20 protein-coding genes and 2 pseudogenes are annotated in these 23,815 nt (G+C 60.9%); 21 read left to right on the forward strand and 1 reads right to left on the reverse strand.

What is annotated here, in order from left to right; genetic code table 11:
* Positions 1–17: 17 nt before the first annotated feature.
* From JHW41_RS25170 to JHW41_RS25220, 11 genes are all read left to right on the forward strand, one after another.
* Positions 18–242: a hypothetical protein gene (locus tag JHW41_RS25170; protein ID WP_250448312.1), complete on the forward strand. Its 225-nt coding sequence runs from the start codon at positions 18–20 to the stop codon at positions 240–242.
* A 186-nt stretch (positions 243–428) separates the two neighbouring features.
* Positions 429–968 carry a DUF3489 domain-containing protein gene (locus tag JHW41_RS25175; RefSeq protein WP_250448314.1) on the forward strand — a complete coding sequence of 180 codons (540 nt, stop codon included), beginning with the start codon at positions 429–431 and terminating at the stop codon, positions 966–968.
* Positions 969–1,107: 139 nt separating this feature from the next.
* Positions 1,108–1,293, forward strand: coding sequence for a hypothetical protein (locus tag JHW41_RS25180; protein ID WP_250448316.1), 186 nt, complete (start codon positions 1,108–1,110; stop codon positions 1,291–1,293).
* 570 nt (positions 1,294–1,863) lie between these two features.
* Complete coding sequence (locus tag JHW41_RS25185) at positions 1,864–2,493, forward strand: hypothetical protein (RefSeq protein ID WP_250448318.1); 630 nt, start codon at positions 1,864–1,866, stop codon at positions 2,491–2,493.
* Positions 2,494–2,587: 94 nt separating this feature from the next.
* Positions 2,588–2,863 (forward strand): helix-turn-helix transcriptional regulator, encoded by a 276-nt coding sequence (locus tag JHW41_RS25190; protein ID WP_250448320.1) that lies wholly within the window; start codon positions 2,588–2,590, stop codon positions 2,861–2,863.
* A gap of 1 nt (position 2,864) precedes the next feature.
* Positions 2,865–4,661: a hypothetical protein gene (locus JHW41_RS25195; RefSeq protein ID WP_250448322.1), complete on the forward strand. Its 1,797-nt coding sequence runs from the start codon at positions 2,865–2,867 to the stop codon at positions 4,659–4,661.
* Positions 4,662–4,878: 217 nt separating this feature from the next.
* The gene (locus JHW41_RS25200) at positions 4,879–5,724 is read left to right on the forward strand and encodes a hypothetical protein (RefSeq protein ID WP_250448324.1); all 846 of its coding nucleotides are present in this window, start codon (positions 4,879–4,881) and stop codon (positions 5,722–5,724) included.
* Between the two features lie 124 nt (positions 5,725–5,848).
* Positions 5,849–6,328, forward strand: coding sequence for a DUF2924 domain-containing protein (locus JHW41_RS25205; RefSeq protein WP_250448326.1), 480 nt, complete (start codon positions 5,849–5,851; stop codon positions 6,326–6,328).
* Positions 6,325–7,677: a recombinase family protein gene (locus JHW41_RS25210; RefSeq protein WP_250448328.1), complete on the forward strand. Its 1,353-nt coding sequence runs from the start codon at positions 6,325–6,327 to the stop codon at positions 7,675–7,677. The genes JHW41_RS25205 and JHW41_RS25210 overlap by 4 nt, the downstream gene beginning before the upstream one ends.
* Positions 7,674–8,132, forward strand: coding sequence for a LacI family transcriptional regulator (locus tag JHW41_RS25215; RefSeq protein ID WP_250448330.1), 459 nt, complete (start codon positions 7,674–7,676; stop codon positions 8,130–8,132). Before JHW41_RS25210 ends, JHW41_RS25215 begins: the two co-directional genes overlap by 4 nt.
* Before the next feature lie 24 nt (positions 8,133–8,156).
* Entirely contained in the window at positions 8,157–8,579 is a 423-nt protein-coding gene (locus JHW41_RS25220) for a very short patch repair endonuclease (RefSeq protein ID WP_250448332.1), read from the forward strand.
* Here JHW41_RS25220 and JHW41_RS25225 read toward each other — a convergent pair whose 3' ends face one another.
* Positions 8,580–9,803 (reverse strand): DNA cytosine methyltransferase, encoded by a 1,224-nt coding sequence (locus tag JHW41_RS25225; RefSeq protein ID WP_250448334.1) that lies wholly within the window; start codon positions 9,801–9,803, stop codon positions 8,580–8,582.
* 167 nt (positions 9,804–9,970) lie between these two features.
* On the opposite strand from JHW41_RS25225, the gene JHW41_RS25230 reads away from it, so the two are divergent.
* The 10 genes and pseudogenes from JHW41_RS25230 (at position 9,971) to JHW41_RS25275 (ending at position 23,814) form a co-directional block, all read left to right on the forward strand.
* Complete coding sequence (locus JHW41_RS25230; protein WP_250448336.1) at positions 9,971–10,210, forward strand: helix-turn-helix domain-containing protein; 240 nt, start codon at positions 9,971–9,973, stop codon at positions 10,208–10,210.
* Positions 10,210–11,217, forward strand: a complete 1,008-nt coding sequence (locus JHW41_RS25235) for a Cfr10I/Bse634I family restriction endonuclease (protein ID WP_250448338.1) — start codon at positions 10,210–10,212, stop codon at positions 11,215–11,217. The genes JHW41_RS25230 and JHW41_RS25235 overlap by 1 nt, the downstream gene beginning before the upstream one ends.
* A 952-nt stretch (positions 11,218–12,169) precedes the next feature.
* A complete protein-coding gene (locus JHW41_RS25240) occupies positions 12,170–16,522 on the forward strand; it encodes an RHS repeat-associated core domain-containing protein (RefSeq protein ID WP_250448340.1) in 4,353 nt (1,450 codons plus the stop codon).
* The gene (locus tag JHW41_RS25245; RefSeq protein WP_139381796.1) at positions 16,522–16,992 is read left to right on the forward strand and encodes a hypothetical protein; all 471 of its coding nucleotides are present in this window, start codon (positions 16,522–16,524) and stop codon (positions 16,990–16,992) included. The genes JHW41_RS25240 and JHW41_RS25245 overlap by 1 nt, the downstream gene beginning before the upstream one ends.
* 103 nt (positions 16,993–17,095) lie before the next feature.
* Positions 17,096–17,812 (forward strand): annotated as a pseudogene (locus tag JHW41_RS25250) (RHS repeat-associated core domain-containing protein); the annotation flags it as partial.
* Positions 17,813–17,884: 72 nt separating this feature from the next.
* Positions 17,885–18,286, forward strand: a pseudogene (locus tag JHW41_RS27735) (DUF4329 domain-containing protein); the annotation flags it as partial.
* 9 nt (positions 18,287–18,295) lie between these two features.
* On the forward strand, positions 18,296–18,631 hold the full coding sequence (locus tag JHW41_RS25255; RefSeq protein WP_138884483.1) for a hypothetical protein: 336 nt from the start codon (positions 18,296–18,298) through the stop codon (positions 18,629–18,631).
* 690 nt (positions 18,632–19,321) lie between these two features.
* Positions 19,322–22,087 carry an RHS repeat-associated core domain-containing protein gene (locus JHW41_RS26055; protein ID WP_284499521.1) on the forward strand — a complete coding sequence of 922 codons (2,766 nt, stop codon included), beginning with the start codon at positions 19,322–19,324 and terminating at the stop codon, positions 22,085–22,087.
* The gene (locus tag JHW41_RS25270) at positions 22,044–22,526 is read left to right on the forward strand and encodes a hypothetical protein (protein ID WP_250448342.1); all 483 of its coding nucleotides are present in this window, start codon (positions 22,044–22,046) and stop codon (positions 22,524–22,526) included. Before JHW41_RS26055 ends, JHW41_RS25270 begins: the two co-directional genes overlap by 44 nt.
* Before the next feature lie 67 nt (positions 22,527–22,593).
* The gene (locus tag JHW41_RS25275; protein ID WP_250448344.1) at positions 22,594–23,814 is read left to right on the forward strand and encodes a hypothetical protein; all 1,221 of its coding nucleotides are present in this window, start codon (positions 22,594–22,596) and stop codon (positions 23,812–23,814) included.
* Position 23,815 lies beyond the last annotated feature (1 nt).

Genomic DNA, 23,815 nt, shown 5'->3' on the forward strand with positions numbered 1-23,815 from the left:
CCACGGAGGCCAACACGATGCAACCGAGCGACATGTTTAAAGAGTGCCTGCGCAGCATCCCGGAGACGGTACTCGCTGATCTCACCCCGCTCACCGGAGCGAACGTCAGTGCGCTGGCGCACGAGGAACTGCGGCGCCGCGCCGCACTCGCGCTGCAGCAGCTGCCCCTTGAGAGCGTAGTCGGCCTGCTCAACGGCAGCACCTACCAGAGTTGGACGGTCGCCCGTGTCCTCGGCGAGTGACGCCGACCTTTGGTTCCTGCGCGCGGTGGCCAGCTCAGTGCTGGTCGCCGCCGCCAACGGAACCCTCGACCTCAACTACCTCGCTCGCGAGGAACTCATCCGCCGGGGCCTCGACCCCGAAGGCGAATGGGTTGGCCCAAGCCGCGCGCGCCAACTGCACTCCCGCTTCCAAGAAGGAACTTGATCATGACCACCATCGAACTGTCCGACAACCAGCGCCACGTCCTCGAAATGGCCGTCAACACCAGCGGTTACGTCGAGGACTATCCCACCGGCCTGCTGGGTGGCGCCCGCACCAGCGTCGTGCGCGCCCTGCTGCGCAACGGCTTGGTCGAGCCGCACGACGCCGGCTACCGCCTGACGGGCGCGGGCTGGGTGACCGCAGGTTGCGAGCCGCCGGAGCCGGCGGTGCCCGAGGCCAACGAGGCCGGCGGCGACAACGGCGGCCACGTCAGTTACGCCGCCACCGCGCCTGCCGACCCGCCCAAGCAGAACCGGCTGGACTTGGTCGTCGGCCTGCTCAGCCGCCCCGAAGGCGCGACCATCCCGCAGATCATGGCGGCGACGAACTGGCAGGCGCACTCGGTGCGCGGATTCTTCGCCGGCACCGTCCGCAAGAAGGGCTACCCGCTGACATCTAATAAGGAAGGAAAGGAGGAGCGGGTGTACCGCATCCAGACGGAGGCCGAGCAGCCCGGCGCCGACGGCAACGCCGCCGCCGAGTAAGCCGATTGCGAGCCGGGCATCGCCCGGCTCGCTGTCCGACACCTGTCCACGAGTGCGTGGCGCAGCAATGCGCCAAGCACTTCGCTTGCTTCATCTAAGGAAGGAAGCGTTCATGCGATCCCGACCACGGACCGCTGCCATGCCCATCGACCAACTCCTCGCCGACCTGCCATCCGTGCTGCTCGCCTTCGTCGAGGACCAGCTCAGCAACAACGAAGCCGACGACGACGCCGGACTGCGCGCTGCCTTCGTCGCCGCCGGCTTGACCAACGCGCAAGCCGACGTCGCCCTCAGCCAGCGCGACGCCTACCTGCTCGGCCTCTGACCTGCCACCCGCGCCGCCGGTTCGCCGGCTCGCCGGCGGCGGCATCTCATTGTGAAAATTTGCAGAATTAACCGGTAGCTGAACCCAGCCAGGAATAGTTCGTCGGATTACGCTCGCGTTTAGCCCGAACGCAAACGCGCCACTGTGGCGGGTCGGACCGCGAGCATGGTGACGGCGGACTATTCCCCCCTTTCCCAGGAACGAACATAGAAGAGCAACCGTCACCACGATCACCACCGTCACCAAGTAGGCGAAGGTGTGACGATGGTGATCGTGGTGACGGTTCGCCTTCTATGTTCAGTCTGGCCGGAAGGAATATGCCGCTCGCCGATACCCCTTTCCTCAGAAGCAAACATAGGAGAATCATCGTCACGTCCGTCACCACCGTCACGGCGATGTCAGAGCCTCCCCCGACCACGCGCGGCCTGTGGTTCTCGGTTTGATGGTTTCCACGGGTACCCCAAAACGACTATCAAACCGAAGTCCAATGGCTCGTGACGTTCCGCGAGGTTGCGCGGCGAATGTATCGTCACTACCGTCACGGGCTTTCCCCCCTCGACGACGCCACCGATGACCTCCTCCCCGTCCGACCTGCACGCTTGCCTGCGCTACTGGGACCTTAGCGACAACATCCGCCTCGATGACGCGGTCGCGCTGTGGTGCGGCTTCCAGCCCGACCAGCTACAGCAGATTCACGGCGTCACGACCTGCATGCGCGCCAAGCGCTCCGCCCTGGTTCACGCCTTGCGCGATGGCCGACTGGAGTACGAAGACCTCGGCGTCAGCGCGCCCAACGGCAAGACGTACTACGACCAGCCGGTCGATGAGTTGATCGAGAAGGACCGCCTGGTCATCAAAAAGGCCAGCCTGCGCCGTTGGTTCGAGCAGGTCAGCGCGACCGAGCGACCGCCGTTCCTGTTCGACGAGGCTCGGCAGATCGACCTGCCGGATGGCAGCGACGCCGCGGAAGTCAGCCATCTCAAGGGAGTCGGCATGATGGCCTTGGTACTGGCGAAGACGCAGCCGGCGTATCGAATCGGCCCCGACGGCAGGCCGAACGCCAAGCAAATCGGTGTCGCGGTCTTGGCCACCGCGAAGGAACTGTTCGGCCCCGACGTCGTCGGCTTCAACACCTTCGAGCGCAGGGTCGCACTGGCGCTGAAGCTGCTGGAGCAAGAGACCCCAGCCAGCCGTCGCTAAAAATGCAGTGCAGGAATGATTCCTGCATTTGCATCTTTCGCAGGCCGCCGGCCTCCATCCTGCCGCTTCCCCCGGCAGACCTCGATGGAGCCCGATGACCGCCCGCACGACCCGCCGCTGCGCCCTACAGCGGCAAACCGAACTCAGTCGCCTGTTCTGGGCCGCGCCCGACGCGGCCCTGCTCGACCGCCGCACGGCCGCCGCCGGCCTGGGCTACACCGTGGCTTGGCTGGAAGCCGTCGCCGGCCGCGGCGAAGGCCCGAGCTACACCCGCATCGGCCGCCGCGTGCGCTACCGCAAGGCCGACGTGCTGGCGTGGCTGGCCCGCCATGGCGAGCGCGTCACGCCCTCCGACGAGGGCATCCGCTGAGATGTCGCTGCACTCCGACTCGGCCGCCGCCGACGTGGCGACGCACCTGCAGCAGCAGATCGAAACGGCCATCGCGTCCTCCGCCGAGGATGTCGGCGCCGCTCTGGCGCCCTCGATCATCGCGGCCTGGGCGGAACTGCGTCATCTCGATGCCGGCGCGTTTGCCCGCCTGCGCAAACAAGCGAAGAAGGCGAACGCCGATCTTTCCTTGGCGGAACTCGACCGCGCGATCCAGCGTGCCGACGCCGAAGACGATGGCGGCGGTTCGACCCTGGATACGCTGGTCGCGCTGGCGCGATCGCGCTGCGAGTTGTTCCACGATGCAGACCGCCAGGCCATCGCGGTCATCCCGATGGACGACCACCGGCAGGTATGGCGCGTGCAGTCCAGCGGCTTCGCCGATTGGCTGCGTTCGCTGTGGTGGACGGAGCGCCGGGCCGGCTTGCAGGACACCTTACTTAAGGCCGCGCTGGCGACCCTCGCCGCCGCTGGCATTCACGAGGGCGAGTCCGTGCAGGTGCATCTGCGCGCCGCCCGCACCGACGACGGCTACTACCTCGACCTGGGCGATCCGCTCTGGCGTGTGGTGCACATCGGCGACGCCGGTTGGCAGCTGCTGGAGACCTCGCCCGTGCTGTTCATCCGCACCCCGGCGATGCGCGCGCTGCCGGTTCCGAACCCGCACCTCTGGGACGGCCGGGATCTGGACCGCCTCTGGGACCATATCAATGTCCGCACCGAGGACCGGCTGTTGGTCCTGGCGTGGCTGCTCGACTGCCTGCGGCCAGAAACACCGTTCCCGGCCTTGGAGTTGGTCGGCGAGCAAGGCTCGGCGAAGTCGACGACGCAGTCGGTGCTGCGCGACCTGGTCGATCCGAACAAGGTGCCGCTGCGCGGTCGGCCGAAGACCGTCGAGGACATCTTCGTCGCCGCCGCCAACAACTGGCTGGTGTCCTACGAGAACCTGTCGAGCCTGACCGCCGAGCAGCAGGACGCGCTGTGCACGCTCGCGACCGGCGGCGGCTTCGCCGCCCGCCAGTTGTTCACCAACGGCGAGGAGCACGTCCTGCAAACCAAGCGGCCGGTCATCCTGAACGGCATCTCGGTCATCGCCACCCGGCCGGATCTGATCGACCGCGTAGTCCACCTGAATGTGCCGCCGATTCCGGCGTCTCGCCGCAAGGACGACGCGGTCGCCCGGACCGCTTGGGAATCCGACCGGGCCGCCGTCTTCACCGGCCTGCTCGACCTGTTCGCGCTGGTGTTCCAGATGGTCCCGGCGGTCGCGCTTCCGATCAAGCAGCGCATGGCCGACTTCGAGCGGCTGGGCGAAGCGGTCGCGCTCGCGCTGCGGCAACCGCAGGGCACCTTCCAGGCCCGCTATGCCGATCTGGTGCGTTCCGGCATCGACCGCGCGCTTGACGACAATCCGGTCGCCTCCGCGCTGGACAAGTTCCTGCACCGCGAAACGCTGCCCTGGATTGGAACGGCGGGCACGCTGCACAAATTGCTCGGCCCGCTATGCGACTCGGACCGATCGCTCTGGCCGCGCTCGCCCAAGGGGTTCAGCAACGAACTTCGGCGCATCGCCGCCGCCTACCGCATGAAGGGCATCGACCTGGAAAGCCGGGGGCACACCCGCCGCGGCGCCGAATGGCGGATCACCCGACTCCCCGGCGGACAGGCCGAGCACGAATACCCGGTGTGGGCGCCAGCCGACACCACCCGAGAAGAACTGGACGCCGCCGAAGCGGCGGCGCGCCGCCCCTCCCGCACCCGCAAAGGAACGTCACCGTGACATCGCCTACCGATCCGCCCAGCGTCCCGCCCGCCAACCCGGGGGCGCAAGTCATCGACTACGCCCCAGAGCTACGCCACGCCGAACCCGATCGGCGCACAGACGCGCCGTCGCCCTACGAGACCTTGGCCTACCTCGCCTACGTGCTGCCCGCGCGCCTCTACGCCGCCAACCCCTGGCTGCTTGACCCGAAGTAGCGCAACTACCTGGAGAACCGATGAAACTCAATCCGTTTACCAAGAAGCAGAAGAACGCCAACCCGTCCCGCTACGACGAACTGTGCGCGGAGTTCAACGAGGTCGATGCGCAATTGCGAGGCGCCGAACAATCGCTGGCTCAGGCCAAGTCCGATTACAGCGAGAAGGCCCGCGCCTATCATGAACTGGAGCAGCGATCGAATTCCACCACCTGGTCCACGCAAGAACAGGCCCTGTTCGCCGAATCTAATCGCGCCCTCGCCCACCTGCGCAGTTGCGAGAGCGCCCTTAGCACGCTCAGCGTGAAACATCGGGGCTTGCGCTGGCGAGTCGAGGCACCGTCCTCGTTGAAGGCCCGAAAGACCGAACTGCAGCGTCTCACCGAGCAAAAGGCGACGCTGCAAGCCGAACTGGCGAAAGCGCGTGCCCGTGCTGATCAAATGCAGCGCAGGGCCGACCGTCTCAAGGCCGAAGTCGAAGCCGAACGCGCCGCCGCCACGCAAGCGCTGATCGAAAGCGAAGGCGACGACCACGTTATTAGCCTTCCGAGCCGGCAATCCGAGTACGAGGTCGTCGTCGCCGCACAGAACCAGGTGCATGAGCGAATCGCCGCGATCGAGGCCGAACTCAAGGACCTTCCGGGCTTGGTGCGCGAAGCGGAACACGGCATCTGTTGCAGCCAAGCGTTTGTCGCCGAAACGGAACTGGAAGCACAGCTTCCGGATTTCATCGACGTGATTGCACGCCACACCGTGGCGCAGCGGCGCGCGGGCTACGGCCGCTATGAGGACACGCATCAGATCGACATCCCGCAGGCTGCTATCGAAGCCGCGCGAGCGCGACTCGACGCCGAGATGCGCGCGTGATGCCAGCGCGCGGGTGGTCATCACCGCCGCCCGCGCGTCTTTCCGCCGATAACTGGACGCGGTTGGGTTGGCTTTCGGGCCGACCCGAGCGTACATGTCAACCCGTCCACGCGAGTCCAACCGCATGTCGAAGATCACGACCACGTTCCAACCGTCCGCCTCGCTGCTGGCGCAGTTAGCGCGCCTGCCCGAGATGTCGTGGGCCGAGCTGAAAGCCGAGCATCAACGTCTCTACCACGCCGAGCCGGCGGTGAAGCATCGCCGCTTTGTCGAACGCCGCATCGCGACGCGACTGCAGGAGATCGAGTACCGCCAACACGACCGCGCTCGCTTGGACCGGAACCAGCGGCGCATCCGCGCGCTGGTCGAGTCCGGCGAGATTCCACCGCGCGCACGCAACACCGCGCCGATGCCGGGCACCGTGCTGTCGCGCGAATTTAACGGCGCGCTTCACTGCGTCACGGTTGGACAAGCCGGCGTCGCCGAGTACCTGGGCCGGCAGTACACCAGCCTGTCGGCCGTCGCTCGCGCCATCACCGGTACCCGCTGGTCCGGTCCGGCGTTCTTCGGCCTGCGCACCACAAATAAGAAGGAGTCGAAGTGAGCAGCACGACCACGACCCCGCGCCGCCTGCGCTGCGCGGTCTACACCCGCAAATCCACCGAGGAAGGGTTGGAGCGCGAGTACAACAGCATCGACGCCCAGCGCGACGCCGGCCAAGCCTTTATCGCCAGCCGACGAGGTGAAGGTTGGATTCCGGTCGCCGACGACTACGACGACCCCGGCTACTCGGCGGCAACCTTGAACCGGCCCGCGCTCCAGCGCCTGATGGCCGACGTGCGCGCCGGCAAGATCGACATCATCGTGACCTACAAGATCGACCGGTTGTCGCGCAGCCTGCGCGATTTTCACAAGCTGTGGGACGTGTTGGCCGAGCACAACGTCGAGTTCGTCTCGGTAACCCAGCAGTTCAATACGACCGACTCCATCGGCCGGCTGATGCTGAACGTGCTGCTGTCGTTCGGCCAGTTCGACCGCGAACTCGATGCTGACCGCGCACGCGACAAGATGATCGCGAGCAAGAAGAAGGGCTTGTGGATGCATGGCGTGCCGCCGCTGGGCTACGATCTGAAGAAGCGCCGGCTTGTGGTCAACGATACCGAGGCCGCGCTGGTCCGCGTCATCTTCGAACACTTCGCCGAGCATGGCTCCGCCATGGCCCTGCTGCGCGAACTGCGGGCACGTGGGGAAACCTCGAAGGTCTGGACCACCCGCTCCGGCCGCCGGATCACCGGCAAGCCCATCGACAAGTCGCTGCTCTACAAGATGCTGGCGAACCGGACCTACCTCGGCGAGCTGCGGCACCACGAGCAATGGTTTCCGAACGCCCACCCCGCCATCGTGACCGGCGACCTGTGGGAACGGGCGCAAGCCCGATTGTCGGCGCCGGTGCCGGTGCCGGCGCGTGTGCGGGTCGAGGACGGCAAGGTGCCCTTCCCCCTGCGCGGCCTCTTGGTCGCCCAAGACGGCCGCGCGTTGACGCCGTGGCACACGACCAAGAAGAACGGTCGGACCTACCGCTACTACCTGAGTACCCGCGCGCTGCACGAAGGCGCCAAGGGCAAGGACGCGCTGCGCATCCCCGCCGCCGAGTTGGAGGCCGCCGTTGTCCAGCAACTGCGCTATGTCATGAAGATGCCGGCGTTGCTGGCGGACCTGATCAAAGCCGAGGTCGCGCGCAACCCGAGGCTGGACGAGGCCGAGGTGACGGTCGCGATGGCGCAGGTCGACAAGCTGTGGGATCTGCTGGGACCGGCCGAGCAAGCCCGGCTGCTACGCCAGTTGGTCAACAAGGTCACGGTCGGGAACGAGTCGCTGGAGGTGCATTTCCGGGTCGGCGGCCTTCGGGCGACCGCCGAAGAGATGCAGGCGCCGACTGAGGCGGCGGCATGAACCGCCCGAGCTTGGAGATCACCGGCCAGGCCGAGCGTCTGGACATCAGCGACGGCAGCGTGATCGTCGTCGCGCCCATCCGGCTGAAGCGCCGGAGTGGCCGGCGCCTGGTGCAGATGCAGGCTGCGCCCGAGAACAGCCGGCCCTGGGACAAGCAGAAGACGCCGTTGCAGGTCGCGCTGATGCGGGCGCACCGCTGGCTGGCGATGCTGGAGGAAGGCGAGGCCGCGAGCTTGAGCGACATCGCCCGGCGCGAAGGCACGGACGTCAGCTACGTCGCGCGGGTGCTGAACTTGACGACGCTGGCGCCGGAGATTGTTGAGGTCATCTTGGATGATGCATTGCCGAACGGCATTTTCCTTAACGACCTCGCCATCAATCCACCGCTAGCGTGGCATAGCCACGTTAACGATCTGACACACCGAGCAAACGCTCGGCATGCCAGCATTTCTTAAACACACACCTGAAGGTCCGCTTTCATGGATTTCATGAGTCCAGAAACCCGAAGCCGCGTCATGTCTCACATCCGAGGGCGCAACACAAAGCCCGAAATGGTCGTGCGAAAATACCTCCACGGCCGTGGCCTACGCTATAGCCTCCACGACTCGCGTCTTCCGGGAAAACCCGACATCGTATTCAGATCTCGCAAGATTGTGGTTTTCGTGCACGGATGCTTCTGGCATGGACACGAGGGCTGTCCTTCCTGGAAGATGCCGCAAAGCCGAACAGAATATTGGCAGGCAAAACTACAGCGGAACCGCGACCGGGATGCCGAAACTGTTCGCAAGCTAAAAGAGAAGAACTGGCAGGTTGTTGTCCTGTGGGCGTGTCAATTGGGCGAGGATGCGCTGGCCTCGCTCTATAAATTGATCGCCGGCCACCCAGCAAAGAAGAAGAACTAGTTACGCAGCAACCAACTGCATCATCTCAGAAGCGAGCCCATCGTAATCCTTCCCCTCGTCTAGAGCCTTTAGCACCTCTTGCGCCAGAAGGCCCAATGCATGCCCAAGCAAGGGCGGCACCGCATTGCCAATCTGCTTAAGCTGCTGCCACTCACTGCCACGAAAAACAAAACCGTCATGGAATGACTGCAGGCGAGCCGCCTCCCGCACCGTGATCCAGCGATTAAGGTAGGGATGCACCCACTCGCTTAAGTCCCGATGCATATGGGCCAAAATCGTGTATGACGGCTCCTCTGGATGTAAGCGCCTCCATTTTTCAGGGCGCTTACCGTCCCATATCGCCTTAGGCAGGCTATCTGCTTTCTTGCCAGGTTCCAGCAGCGCGATTAGCTTGGCGCGGCGAGCTTGAATTTCTTTAGTGTGGTGGTTGTGAAGGATGGCTTCTTCTTGGCCGAGTCCTCGCTGGCGCTTGACCATTTTTGTGTACTGCGCCACCCCATGATCCAGCCTCATCATCTTCTGAAACCTGGACAAATTTGAAGCTTCTGGATACGTCATGGTCTCGCCGCTATGAACCACATCCTCCGGAAGGTCATCAATAGCTTCACGGACAGTGACGTGCTTCCGCACTTTAAGCTTGTCCAGAACAGCTTCGCAAAAACCCTGAAGATCGAATGCGAACTGATCCTCATCCCTCGTACCGACAAAAATTACCCGTTGCCGAAGCTGAGGAACACCGTAGTCAGCCGCAGACAAGCGCAAAACGACTGTGTTGCTGTACCCAATAGAGGCGAACTTGTTGAGAATAAGCTTGCGAAAATGCCCCTTATTCAGCAACACCATGTTCGGGACGTTCTCCATGAGGAAAACGCGTGGGCGCTGCTTTTCTACGATCCGCGTGTACTGGAGATACAGTTCATTGCGTTCATCATCGAGCCGTCGAGTGCCGATCTGGCTGTACCCCTGACAGGGTGGACCTCCGAACACTAGGTCCAGATCGTTCAAGCGATACTTCTTAGCATCTGCCGAACGCGGCTTCAAAAAATCGTGCACATCCCCTTCGATCAGTGGGGTCGCCGGAAAATTGTGGCGATACGTCTCGCAGGCGAAGCGATCCATTTCGACAGCAGCACGGATGTCAAATCCTGCCGTCTTAATACCTTCGCAGAACCCGCCGCAACCTGAGAACAAGGACAGGGCGGTCGGCATGGTCGTCTTCTTCATGGGCGGCTCCACCGGCGTCTACATGTGACTTTCAAACTTCGCAGTAGCCTACCTGTGCTAGCTCGATTCTTCAACTTCTAGTTGCTCAAAGCCCATTTGAGCACAAGATGATCAGTTGTGACTCATAGTCCGTAGTCTCTTGATCTACAGATAAATACGCTGGCTTCATGGATCTTGCTGCCAGCTTCGGCTCCGCCGTGCGACGACATCGGGAACTTCTCCGGCTCAGCCAAGAAGACTTGGCTGATCGCTCGGGGCTTGATCGCACTTACATCAGTGGCGTAGAGCGCGGCGTCAGAAATCCGACACTGCAAGTGATGCAGAGGCTGGCGGACGCTCTTGGGGTGGATCTGGATGTGCTGTTTGCAACGGCCCGTGAGTGTGCGTCCGCCGGAGGAAAGAGCTGATGCCATTTGTAGCTGATCCGGCAATCAACTGCGCCAACTGCCCATATGGAGAGTGCATCGAGGACCGCCGCGTTAACCGGGTGGCGAATAGAAATACTGAGTTCCGCCTGAAGCAGGCGACGATCCTGGGTTGTACCTTCGACTCCTTTGTACCCGGGTGCGACTCAGATCCAATGTCTGGTCGTGCGTTCGACGAATACATCGGACAGATGCGCGTCAATTCCAACGGCGCCGGCACCCAGAAATATGGCGCAGGATTCAAGCTAGCGATAAGCGCGGTCGCCAAGGTCGAGGGCGACGTGTTTGAACTGCTTGAAGCCGCCGCGCTTTGGAACGCAGCGGCCGCATGGAATCGCTTCATGGATAGCGGCCTCTGGGCCTCGCAATCATTCACGCAGCCTGTCGCATCCATTGCGACTCCGGCGCGGAAGATCGCAATCGTTAAGCTTCCCAGGGGATACGACACAATTCGCCTGTTCAAACCGGAGGTTCAGGCGACTATTAGAGCGTTTGAGCATGCGATGCAATTGGCGGACATGACATTGGGGTTGTCTTCGCCCGACATAGTGGGCGTGCGGTTGCCGCATCCACTGCCTCCAGGGCTCGCCAAGTTCCTCGTTGATCTCCCCAATCTCAATGCTCAGAACGCCATCGGCCTGGAAGACGCCTATCGCTGCCTGGAAGGCCAGCTGGACAGCAGCGCCTTCCTGCTCGCGATCGCGGTCAAACGAACCACTCGGAGTGACCGGCTATACCAACCGCTATACGAAGCCACTGTTCTCAAGTTTCTTATTGAGTATGTGCTCCGGGGGGCAGCATTTCGCTTCTATGCCCACCTAGGTTCGTATGATGGAGCAAATGTCATTAAGGCTTATAAGTCTGGCTTGCTTACCTCACTTATTCGCGGTGGGATGGGACAGAAAGCGGTCGACCAGCTTTACCATGCAGTTTCACCCAGGGCTACTGCACAGTCCATTCTTGATGACTTACCTAAGTTTCCAATTTAGTTACGCCTGATGAGAGAGGAGGTTCCGCCCCCTCTTGGCTGCGACCATGCTTGTTACGGGGACAGCTCATGCGCATGTCAAACCAAGTTGGACATAGCGCGAACTGGCGCGCCATATTCCCGGCGGGAAAGTTTCTCCGCCGTCCGCACGCCCCTCTGCAAGCCCCGTTACTGGCGGGTGTTTGCGAGGGGCGTTTGGTTTTGGGGGTTTCTGCTCCGCGCCGAAATGGCTGTTTCCTCTCTCCCTCCCACTTTTCTCCGGTCGGCTGGTGCTGAGGCCGAACGCTGGTGCGCGCAATGCGACAGAACCCAATGGATTGAGGGAGAGACGTCAACTCATATCTACTTCGCGCCATCCGCCTGGGGACGCATTGGAGCGTTGCCGTGGACGGCTCACGATCGCCGGTGCCGTTTGCCAGCCGCGACGACGCGGCAACTGCCGCTGGGGCGCAAGCGTGGCGGTTCTGTTGGTATCGAGGGCTGCCGACGTTGCTACGAGTCATGTGCCCGTACGGCACTTTCAAACGTACAGATCGCTACAAACAAAACATGCCGAATGAAATCGTGGTTGTGCCGTTAACAGACCGATCAACGGTCTCGCAGCGCGAGAGGCTTGCAAGCCACACTTCGCTGGAGAATGATGCGCGCAACCGCCACACGGAACCCGTGGTCCGGTTTCGCATCGACGCATGGATCGTCCTCATATCGACATGGAAACGTCCCGCCCTGCGCTCAGCCCACGCGGCTTCGAACGTCCTTCCAAGGTTGCTTCTCGCAGCCCGGCCTTCTCCCGCACCCTGGCTCGCATTGGCGAGCTTCGCGCCTGCATTCTTCAAAAGGCATACACCGTGATAACACCCGCGAACGGAACGCAACCGGGCCCCGATGCGATAAGCAAGCGGCGCCCATCCCCACGCACCTCTTGGAGAACCGCCATCCTACGAGCGGCCTCGTTGGCACTGCTGGCTTGCGCTTCTTGGTCGGCTTCAGCCTGCGAAGAGACCTATAGATACTCGGTCTACCCATCGCATCGCATTCTGGAAGGCACCTGCAAAACGCACGCAGAAGCGATGGCGGCTTGCAAAGCAACCGTTCAAGCCCTGGGGCATCCGGAGCATTGCACGTACACGCCATCCGCAGGCTGGCTGAACATAGGCGGGGGAAATTGGTACTTCGTCAAATACAGCGCCGACCCGCAAAACGCCCGGCCCGAAAAGAACATGGGCGCCCCAGATTGCCCGGGGCAATGCTTCGGCGACCCGATCAACGCCGGCAACGCCAACAAGTTCGAATCCAAGGTCGAGTATCGCGGCGACGGCCCGTTCCCGCTGGAGTTTTCCTGGACCTACAACTATCTGCTGCTTTGGGACACCCTGCCCCCGAATGCGTACGTACTAGGGGGGAATCGCACCTTCAACTATGGCAGCCGTGCCACACGCTGGGCCTTACCCACCGGAGCAGCCAGGGTTTTCATCTCCCGCCCGGACGGGAAGGTCGCCGCGTTCAAGAAACCCGCTTCCGGCAATGAATGGGTTCCCTATGCAAGCGTGACCACCCGCCTGCTCGAAACCCCTACCGGCTGGGAATACGAGGACGAAGACGGGCACATCGAAGTCTTCGACAGCGCCGGCTTGTTGACGCAAATCCGTAGCCCGGATGGATATCGCCAACTGCTGACCTACGACTCTGCAGGCCGTCTGCAAACCGTGACCGACCCGCTAGGGCGTCAGCTCGGCTTCCAGTACAACGCGGCCAATCTGATTTCACAACTGGACCTGCCCGACGGACGAACGATCAAGCTTGCCTACACACCGGAAAAGCGCCTCACTGTCGTCGAGTATCAGGACGGCACGAAGGTCAAGTACCTGTACGACGAAGTTGGATACATTGGCTCAAGCATGTACGTGACCGGCGCGCTCACCGGCGTGGAAGACGAATCGGGCGCTCGCTATTCCTCCACGCGCTACTCGGCAGATCGCGCGAAAGGCACCGAGCTGGCCGGCTCGTTGGACCAGTACACCTCGAGCTACACCAGCTCGGACAACGGCACCTTCATGACGTACGCCCAGATCGGGTTACCGTCGGGCGCATCCAGGAAGCTCAATCTCGCCAGCGTCAACGGACGAATAGTACCGACGAAGATCGTCACCGAGTGTTCCGGATGTACGCCGCGCACGGTCAGTTACACCTACGATCTCAACGGCCACTACGATGTGATCAACGACAACGGCGTTGTAACCGACTACGACTACGACGCGCGCGGCCGCTTGCTGAAACAGGTGGAAGCCGCGAGCGACATCTCCGGGCTCCGTCGCACCACCCAAACCGACTGGCATGCGGATTTCCGCGTGCCGACAGCGCGCCGCGTCTACGATGCGAGCAATGCACTGGCGATCAACGAGACCTGGACCTACAACGCCCGCGGTCAGGCGTTGACACACAGTCAGCTAGACGTATCCGGAACCGCCCCGGCCAGAACGATTACGACCACCTACTGCGAACAGGCGGACGTCGATGCCGGTCGCTGCCCGGTTATCGGCCTGCCTACGCTGGTCGACGGACCACGAACGGATGTCGCCGATACGTTGAGCTACAGCTATTACGCGTCCGACGACAGCGGCTGCGCCACGGGGCCCAGCAGTTGCGACCACCGCAAGGGCGACGTGTGGAAGGCCACCAACGCACTAGGACACGTAGTTCTCGAAGCGCTGCGTTACAACGGCGCGGGCCAGTTGCTATCGTCCAAGAACTCCAACGACGTGGTCACGGATTACGAGTACCACGCGCGCGGATGGCCGACTGCGGTCAAGGTGCGTGGCTCCGACGACAGCGTCGAAACCGACGATCGGATCACCCGCATCGAATATCGCCCTACCGGTCTGGTCGAGCGGATCACCCTGCCCGATGGCGACTACCTGCGTTATGCGTATGACGACGCGCATCGCCTGACCGACGTGTTCGACCAGGCGGGCAATACGGTGCATTACACCTTAGACGCGACCGGAAACCGAAAGCAGGAGGACGTCAAAACCGTGTCCGGCACGCTGAAGCGCACCATGTCGCGCGTCTACAATCTCTACAACGAACTGAGCGCGATCAAGGACGCCTCGCAGAACGCGACCGGCTTCACGTACGACGCCCTGGGCAATCCAGACCGGACTACCGATGCGCTGGGCCGGATTACCGATCAGGATTACGATCCGCTCGGACGCTTGGTGCGCACCTTGCAGGACGTGGGCGGTTTGGAAGTCCAAACGGATGTTCGTTACAACGCGCGGGATCAGATCATCCAGGTGACCGACCCGAACCGGTTGGCGACCCACTACCGCTACAACGGTTTCGGCGACCATATCCAGTTGGAAAGTCCCGACACCGGGATCACCGACTACACCTACGACGCCGCCGGCCAATTGGCGACCAAGAAAGACGCCAACGACGCGGCCGCGAACCGCTACACCTACGACGCGCTGGGTCGACCGAAGGCGATCTTCTACACCGCGACCGGCCCGGCCGATGTCGAGTACGACTACGACACGGTCAACACTGAATGCACCGCCGGGCAGACCTTTGCCCTGGGTCGCCTGACTGCGAGCCGGACCGAAGGCAACGAGCTGAAATACTGCTACGACCGCTTCGGCCGGATCGTGCGCAAGGTCCAGATCGTCGCCGGCAGGAGCTTCACCCTGCAATACGCCTACACCCTGGGCGGCAGCCTGAGCGCCATCACTTATCCGGACGGCGTCGTCGTGGATTACGTTCGCGATGCCCAGTCCCGCATCAAGGAAATCGGGGTCCGGCCGAGTGGTGGCATCCGCACGACGCTCTTAAGCAATGCCACCTACGAACCGTTCGGGCCGGTGAGCGGCTGGACCTACGGCAACGGCCGTACTCTCAACCGCACTTACGATCAAGATTACCGTCCGAAAACCATCCTGGACAGCGCCAGCGGCGGCTTGTCGCTGGGTTACGGCTACAACTCCGCCGGGGAATTGACCGAACTCAAGGACGGTCTGCAAAGCACCCTTCAGGCAAAGTATGAATACGATACCTTGGGCCGATTGACGGTTACCCGAGACAGCGCGTCCAACGCACTGGACACCTACGGGTACGACAAAACCGGCAATCGCAAAAGCCTGCTGCATGGAGGCATTACCGACGCCTACGTCTATCCGGTCACCAGCCACCGACTGACCAGCGTGTCCGGCGTGCCGCGCGGTTACGATGCGGCAGGCAATACCGTCAGCATCGGCAGTACCGCCAAGGAGTTCGTCTACAACGCCAACGACCGTCTGAGCCAGTTCAAGCAAGGCGGCGCCATCAAGGCCAGCTACAGCTACAACGCGGCGGGCGAGCGGGTCGCGACCACGGGCGCGACGACGGCCGCGATCGATACGTACACCTTGTACGACGAAGACGGTAGCTGGATCGGCGATTACAACAGTGCCGGTGCGGCCAAGCAGCAAGCCGTGTGGTTCGATAGCGTACCGGTCGGCCTGGTCATCGGCAGCGGCAGCACGCAGTCCCTACAGTATGTGCAGCCCGATCATTTGGGCACGCCACGCGCGGTGATTGATCCGGCCCGCAACGTTGCGATCTGGACGTGGGATGCTAAGAGCGAGGCATTCGGTAACAGCCCGCCCAATCAAGATCCCGATCTAGACGGCACCGCATTTATGTTCAACATGCGGTTCCCGGGGCAGCGGTTCGACCCCGCTAGCGGACTCGTCTACAACTATTTCCGCGACTATGATCCAGGTACTGGCCGATATGTCCAAAGTGACCCGATTGGTTTGATTGGTGGGACAAGTACCTATATCTACGTTGGTGCCGCCCCATTGGCTTACGTCGATCCGCTCGGCCTTCAGGCAGGATGCCAGCCGACGGGACTGGCATGGTGTCAGCAAAAGTGCGCGGCGGCCGGACTGACCATGAAAGCGTGTGTTACTACGCCAGCACTTTTAGGTTTAGTCCGAGAAGAGCAATGCGATTGCGATGATAGCTGCCCGATCGACAAATATGAAAATCCTGGGACCCATGACCCGTCAAATCGCGGAAGGAACCCCTACAATAGCACTAAGAGTAAACTCCCTACTGACCACGAGGATTTGTGGCGGCAGAGCAGAGCGGGACCAGATGGGAATCGATGGACCAAAGTCGGTAATGGAAAAAACGCCGAGTACCACCGCTTTCAGAATGACGGAAACGGTAACTGGCACTGGAACGGTTCGACATCGGGCAAGACTGCGAACGGCGCGCCACGTGCGATTAGAATCAATGACGTACCCAGTTCAGTTCAGAGGTGGTGATGGCTATCTTCGCTGGAGATAAGTCGACGTTTGCCATCGAGGCGAGCATTGACAAGAGGGACGGACCGCCCTTCGGCAACGTACGAATATGGCTGAGCGGCAATTATGTTGGCGCCTATGAGGACCAAGTTCCGATTTTAACTTTTCTTTCAAGAATGAAACGGCTCCTTGATCTTAACATCGACACTGACGGCGCTTTCTTAAAGTCGAACGAAGCATTTTATAATGCTGTTATGGATGGAACGATGGAGGATGGCGATAGATATCGGCTCGGACTAGGCGAGTCTTTCGATGATTTCTCGCTCATCGGATTTCTAGATGACAAGCTCATTCGAATCATCTGGATTTTGCATGACGACCCTTTCTTTCAGTATCCGAACTATCCGACAGGACTTCAGAGCGCAACGATCTCAGTAGATCTCTTTCGATTTGTCGTCGACCAATTCGAGAGTTCTGTAAGAAGTAGCTGATGGATGATTATTTTTATATATTCGAGGCCCCGGCAACGGGGCCTTTCTTTTTACTCGCTCCTGCAGTATTGACCTGCGCTGTTCCCACAGTTGACTGTTACACGGCGGCATCACCGATGCCTACGTTTACCCTACCACCAGCCACCGGCTGAGCAGCGTGGCCGGCGTGGCGCGTGGTTACGACACGTCCGGCAACACCACCAGCATCGGCGCTGCCAAGGAGTTCGTCTACAACGCTAACGATCGGTTGAGCCAGTTCAAACAGGCCGGCGTCACCAAGGCCAGCTACCGCTACAACGCGAATGGCGAACGGATCGCGACCACGGGTGCGACGACGACCATGATCGACACGTACACGTTGTACGACGAGGACGGCCACTGGATCGGCGATTACGACAGCACCGGCGCGGCCAAGCAGCAGGCCGTGTGGTTCGGCAACGCGCCGGTCGGTTTGGTGGTCGGCGGCGGTAGCACTCAGACCCTGCATTACGTGCAGCCGGACCATTTGGGCACGCCGCGCGCGGTCATCGACCCGAGTCGCAATGTCGCCATCTAGACCTGGCACGCCAAGAGCGAGGCGTTCGGCAACAGCCCGCCGAATCAGGACCCGGATCTGGACGGCACCGCGTTCGTGTTCAACATGCGGTTCCCAGGGCAGCGTTATGAATCGAACACCGGACTGGTATATAACTATTTCCGCGACTATGACCCAGCCATAGGGCGCTACATTCAGAGTGACCCAATCGGATTGTCTGGAGGCATTAGCAGCTACACTTACGCATACTCCAGCCCTCTTGAGCTATCCGACCCATTTGGATTGAGGCCTGGCGATTGCTATCGCAGCCCTGATATCGCAGCTGCAAACGCGATTGTCGAATCACTCCCATTGTCTCAAAAAAATAACTGGGAGTATGGCAGCTGGATATATAGAACAAAAAATGGCTACTATTCATACATGGAACCTCGAACTAGCTATGACGATGAGTATGTAAACTCGGGAGACCCGCCTCCGGGCGTCGTATCACTTGGAAAATGGCATACTCACGCTCGGGAGCCCTATCCTGCAAAGCCAGTTCGGGAAACTCTTTCTGGAGGCGACATACAGATACCTTATGGTCAACTCGCATGGATAGGCACCCCTTCCGGGAAAATACTTAGATACAGCAGCATGGGTAGAGGAGATGCTGTGCCACTGCCCAGACCTTCGCCGAACAATCAAGATGCATGCGATTGCAACGCGCCCAGAGAAAAGAGCATTACCGAAAAAATAATGGAATTCCTAGGCATTAACTGAGAGCTGACAATGAAAATCGCCATGAATGCAGCGATCACGGCACTGATTCTCGCGTCTTTCACCCCAATGCGAGTCGGAGCGAGCGAGCCGCCCGCCCGCTTGATAAAAGCCGCCGAGATCGCCATATCGTCATATTCCAAAAATATCTCTGAAAGGCACACAGCGCCTGGCAGAGATGGCGATTACATGCGAGACATAAATAGCTACGACGTAGGTATAAGTCAGAATTCAAAGCATTTTGTATTCATTTTCTTAGTGCGCAACAAAAATTTCTCCGGCGGTGGCGGAGAAATTTGGGTATCAAAGGAAAGCTTGAAAGTGGAAAGAACTTCCAACTATTTTTAGCGCATGCCTCTTGACTAAAATCAGGTAAGTGATGCGCATAAGAAAGGCCCCGGCAACGGGGCTTTTTTGGGCCAAGGCGACACCACCGATCGCAGCTGCTCCTGTCGTTGTCGGCCGAAGGAACGCGACCTCGCATCCCCGAGCGCTCCGACGACGGCGCTAGCGCTGAGTCCATGCGCCCAAGCCTCGCCAGTTCATCCTGCAGGTCATAGGTGATGTCGGCCAAGCCACGCACTTCGATTGCGGACTCCGACTGGATGTGGGCGGTGCGTACGCTCGACACGAGCGCCACATCGACGGGACGGAAAGCCTCCGCCTCCCGAGTCTTGGCATCAGCCATCAACGCGTGGCCGAGCATGACGCGCTTACGCGACGACCGGCGTGCTGACGGCGCCGGCTCAAGTCGCTCCTCCCGCTAGCCGCAGATCCAGCCGATGTCGGCGCAGAGTTTCAGTAGCTTCGCCTCGAGGCTGTCGCGTAGGACGGTCACCTTGAGCGTCCAGACCGCTCGTCGCGGTTGATTGCGCTCCATGTTCTTCAATGTTGCTTCGTGCTCGTAGTTGACCAGCGAACACGATGGGGTCAGGTCGGCGGGAGCTCAAGCGCTTTCGCGATGCTGTGACGGTGGTGATGGTCGTGACGGTGCATCCCGACCTTTACCTACGCGCGAAAACGGAGGTATATCCGTAGGTGCGCCCCGCCCACCGCCGCGCAGTCGTCGATACGTTAAGCTACCGCTACTACGCGTCGGACGACAGCGGCCGTGCCTCCACGCCCAGCAACTGCGGCCATCGCAAGGGCGACCTGTGGAAAACCACTAACGCGCTAGGTCAGGTAACCCTGGAAGCGCTGCGTTACAACGGCGCAGGCCAGTTGCTATCGTCCATGAACTCTAACGGCGTGGTCACGGATTACGAGTACCAAGCGCGCGGATGGCCGATTGCGGTCAAGGTGCGTGGCTCCGACGACAGCGCCGAGACCGACGATCGGATCACCCGCATCGACTACAGCCCTACCGGTCTGGTCGAGCGGATCACCCTGCCCGATGGCGACTACCTGCGTTATGCGTATGACGACGCGCATCGCCTGACCGACGTGTTCGACCAGGCGGGCAACACGCTGCATTACACCCTCGACGCGACCGGAAACCGAAAGCAGGAAGACGTCAAAACCGCATCTGGCACGCTAAAGCACACCATGTCGCGCGTCTACAATCTCTACAACGAACTGAGCGCGATCAAGGACGCTTCGCAGAACGCGACCGGCTTCACGTACGACGCCCTGGGCAATCCGGACCGGACTACCGATGCGCTGGGCCGGGTCACCGACCAGGATTACGATCCGCTCGGGCGGCTGGTGCGCAGTCTTCAAGACACCGGAGGACTGGAAGCCCAGACGGATGTCCGCTACAACGCGCGGGATCAGATCATCCAGGTGACCGACCCGAACCGTTTGGCGACCCACTACCGCTACAACGGTTTCGGCGACCATATCCAGTTGGAAAGTCCCGACACCGGGATCACCGACTACACCTACGACGCCGCCGGCCAATTGGCGACCAAGAAAGACGCCAACGACGCGGCCGCGAACCGCTACACCTACGACGCGCTGGGTCGACCGAAGGCGATCTTCTACACCGCGACCGGCCCGGCCGATGTCGAGTACGACTATGACACCGTCAATAGCGAGTGCACCGCTGGGCAAACCTTCGCCCAGGGTCGCTTGACCGGGAGTCGGACCGAAGGCAACGAGCTGAAGTACTGCTACGACCGCTTCGGACAGGTCGTGCGCAAGGTGCAGATCGTCGCGGGCAAGAGCTTCACGCTGCAGTACGCTTACACGCCAGGCGGCAAACTGAGCGCGGTCACCTACCCCGATGGCGCCATGGTCGATTACGTCCGGGACGCACAAGCCCGTATCAAGGAAATCGGGGTCCGGCCGAGTGGTGGCATCCGCACGACGCTCTTAAGCAATGCCACCTACGAACCGTTCGGGCCGGTGAGCGGCTGGACCTACGGTAACGGCCGCGTCCTGAGCCGTACCTACGATCAGGATTATCGTCCCAAGACCATCCTGGATAGCGCCAGCGGTGGCTTGTCGTTGGGCTACGGCTACAACACAGTCGGCGAACTGGCCGAACTCAAGGATGGCCTCCAAAGCGCGGTCCAAGCCAAGTACGACTACGACACGCTCGGCCGGCTGACGGTTACCCGTGACGGCACATCCAACGCGCTAGACACCTACGGGTACGACAAGACCGGCAATCGCACGAGTCTGACCCACGGCGGCATTACCGATGCCTACGCCTATCCCCTGCCCAGCCACCGGCTGAGCAACGTGGCCGGCGTGGCACGCGGTTACGACGCGGCCGGCAACACCACCAGCATCGGCGGTACCGCCAGGGAATTCGTCTACAACGCCAACGACCGGCTGAGCCAGTTCAAGCAGGCCGGCGCCATCAAGGCCAGCTACCGCTACAACACAGCGGGCGAGCGGGTCGCGACCACGGGCGCCACGACGACGACGATCGATACATACACGCTGTACGACGAGGACGGCAACTGGATCGGCGATTACGACAGCACCGGTGCGGCCAAGCAGCAGGCCGTGTGGTTCGGCAGCGCGCCGGTCGGCCTGGTCATCGGCAGCGGCAGCACGCAGACCTTGCACTATGTGCAGCCGGATCATCTGGGCACACCGCGCGCGGTCATCGACCCGAGCCGCAACGTCGTCATCTGGAATTGGGACGCCAAGAGCGAGGCGTTCGGCAACAGCCCGCCGAACCAAGACCCGGATCAGGACGGCACCGCGTTCGTGTACAACATGCGGTTCCCGGGGCAGCGTTTTGATGCAGCAAGCGGATTGGTCTACAACTATTTCCGAGATTACGATCCGAGCACCGGGCGGTATATACAAAGCGATCCGATAGGATTGCAGGGCGGAGCCAGCACATATGGGTATGCGGAAAGCAATCCGCTTTCTAGGATTGATCCGTATGGCTTGCTTTCCTATCTCTGTCAGAAAGGCAAAAACATAGGAATTGCATTGCCCATCTACTTCACAGGGGGAAAAGCCGCTGACTACCAGCGTATAGCTGGCGCGATCGAAAAGGCGTGGTCGAAGAGCTTTGGACCCTGGTATAACGTAAAGTTAAAGGTACTAATCCAGAGCAAGCCCACGACGTCAGCCAACTTCGTCAAGATAATTCCAGGACAGCAAGACTCATGGGTGCTTGATGAAGGGGTCAAGACCTTTTTTGGAAAATGGTCACAAACCCCTTACCATTCAGATGACCGAGACTACGCTCATGAAGCAGGCCATTTAATGGGAATTGATCATAACCCGACCCGAAGCCTGATGGATATTTATGCAACAGAGCCGGAGCCAACTATCAATGACCTCGAGGAACTACTTGAGAGCGATGCAAACAGGCGCGTCTGTGGTTGCGAAAAATAGTCTAGCTATTGCGCTTATCCTCATCGCATCGGGATGCAAGGATGAGAAACGCGACGAATTTGTTATCAGTGACCGATTTTCCCTCTGCGCACCAAACGAGGAAATTATTTCAACATCACTCAAAAATGGCATCGACGCAACAAAAGGCGATATCTGGATCGGTCGCGACAAGGCCGAAATCGTCATTGATGCGCATCCATACTACCCACTGCGCGAAAAAGTTAAATCACACGAGAATGCCAAGCCTGGAATTACCCACATAGACTCGGGCAGATATACTTTCCCCTCGGGACCGGGAGAGAGGGAGTTCAACCTGTCCACTTATCGCCTTGAAGATGGCAGGACTATTTTCATAGTCCTCTCCGGGGCATCAGATAATACAACCCGCGAATCGCTCATAAATATTCAAAATAAACTATGCCCCTGCGGGAGCTGTTAACGATAGATCCATCTCTAAAAAAAGGCCTCGGCAACGGGACCTTTCTTTTTGTGCTGTAGCTACAGAAGTGATCGCCGCTGTTCGCAGGCTCTACAACGAACTGAGCGCGATCAAGGACGCCTCGCAGAACGCCACTGGCTTCACATACGACGCCCTGGGCAATCCGGACCGGACTACCGATGCGCTGGGCCGGATCACCGATCAGGATTACGATCCGCTCGGACGCTTGGTGCGCACCTTGCAGGATGTGGGCGGTTTGGAAGTCCAAACGGATGTTCGTTACAACGCGCGGGATCAGATCGTCCAGGTCACCGATCCCAACCGACTGGCGACCCACTATCGTTACAACGGTTTCGGCGACCAGATCCAGTTGGAGAGTCCCGACACCGGGACCACCGACTACACCTACGATACCGCCGGCCAGTTGGCGACCAAGAAAGACGCCAACGACGCGGCCGCGAACCGCTACACCTACGACGCGCTGGGTCGACCGAAGGCGATCTTCTACACCGCGGCGGGTCCGGCCGATGTCGAGTACGACTACGACACTGTCAACACCGAATGCATCGCCGGGCAGACCTTCGCCCAGGGTCGCCTGACCGCGAGCCGGACCGAAGGCAACGAGTTGAAGTACTGCTACGACCGCTTCGGACACGTCGTGCGCAAGGTGCAGATCGTCGCGGGCAAGAGCTTCACGCTGCAGTACGCCTACACGCCGGGCGGCAAACTGAGCGCGGTCACCTACCCCGATGGCGCCATGGTCGATTACGTCCGGGACGCACAAGCCCGTATCCAGGAGATCGGAGTCCAGCCGACTGGTGGCGCCCGCACGGTGCTGTTGAACAATACGACCTACGACCCGTTCGGTCCGGTGACCGGCTGGACCTATGGCAACGGTCGCGTCCTGAGCCGCACATACGATCTGGACTACCGGCCCAAGACCGTCTTCGATGCCGCCAGCGGCGGCTTGTCGCTGGGTTACGGCTACAATTCCGCCGGCGAATTGACCGAGCTTAAGGACGGTCTGCAGAGCAACCTCCAGGCCAAGTACGACTACGATACGCTCGGCCGGTTGACGGTTACCCGTGACGGCGCCTCTAACGCGCTGGACACCTATGGGTACGACAAGATCGGAAATCGCACGAGCCTGGCTCATGGCGACATTACCGATACCTACGCTTACCCCTTGACCAACCACCGACTGAGCAGCGTGGCCGGTGTGGCGCGCGGTTACGACGCGGCCGGCAACACCACCAGCGTGGGAGGTAACGCCAAGGAATTCGTCTAGA

This window comes from Lysobacter enzymogenes (assembly GCF_023617245.1).
Classification (GTDB): Bacteria; Pseudomonadota; Gammaproteobacteria; order Xanthomonadales; family Xanthomonadaceae; genus Lysobacter; species Lysobacter yananisis.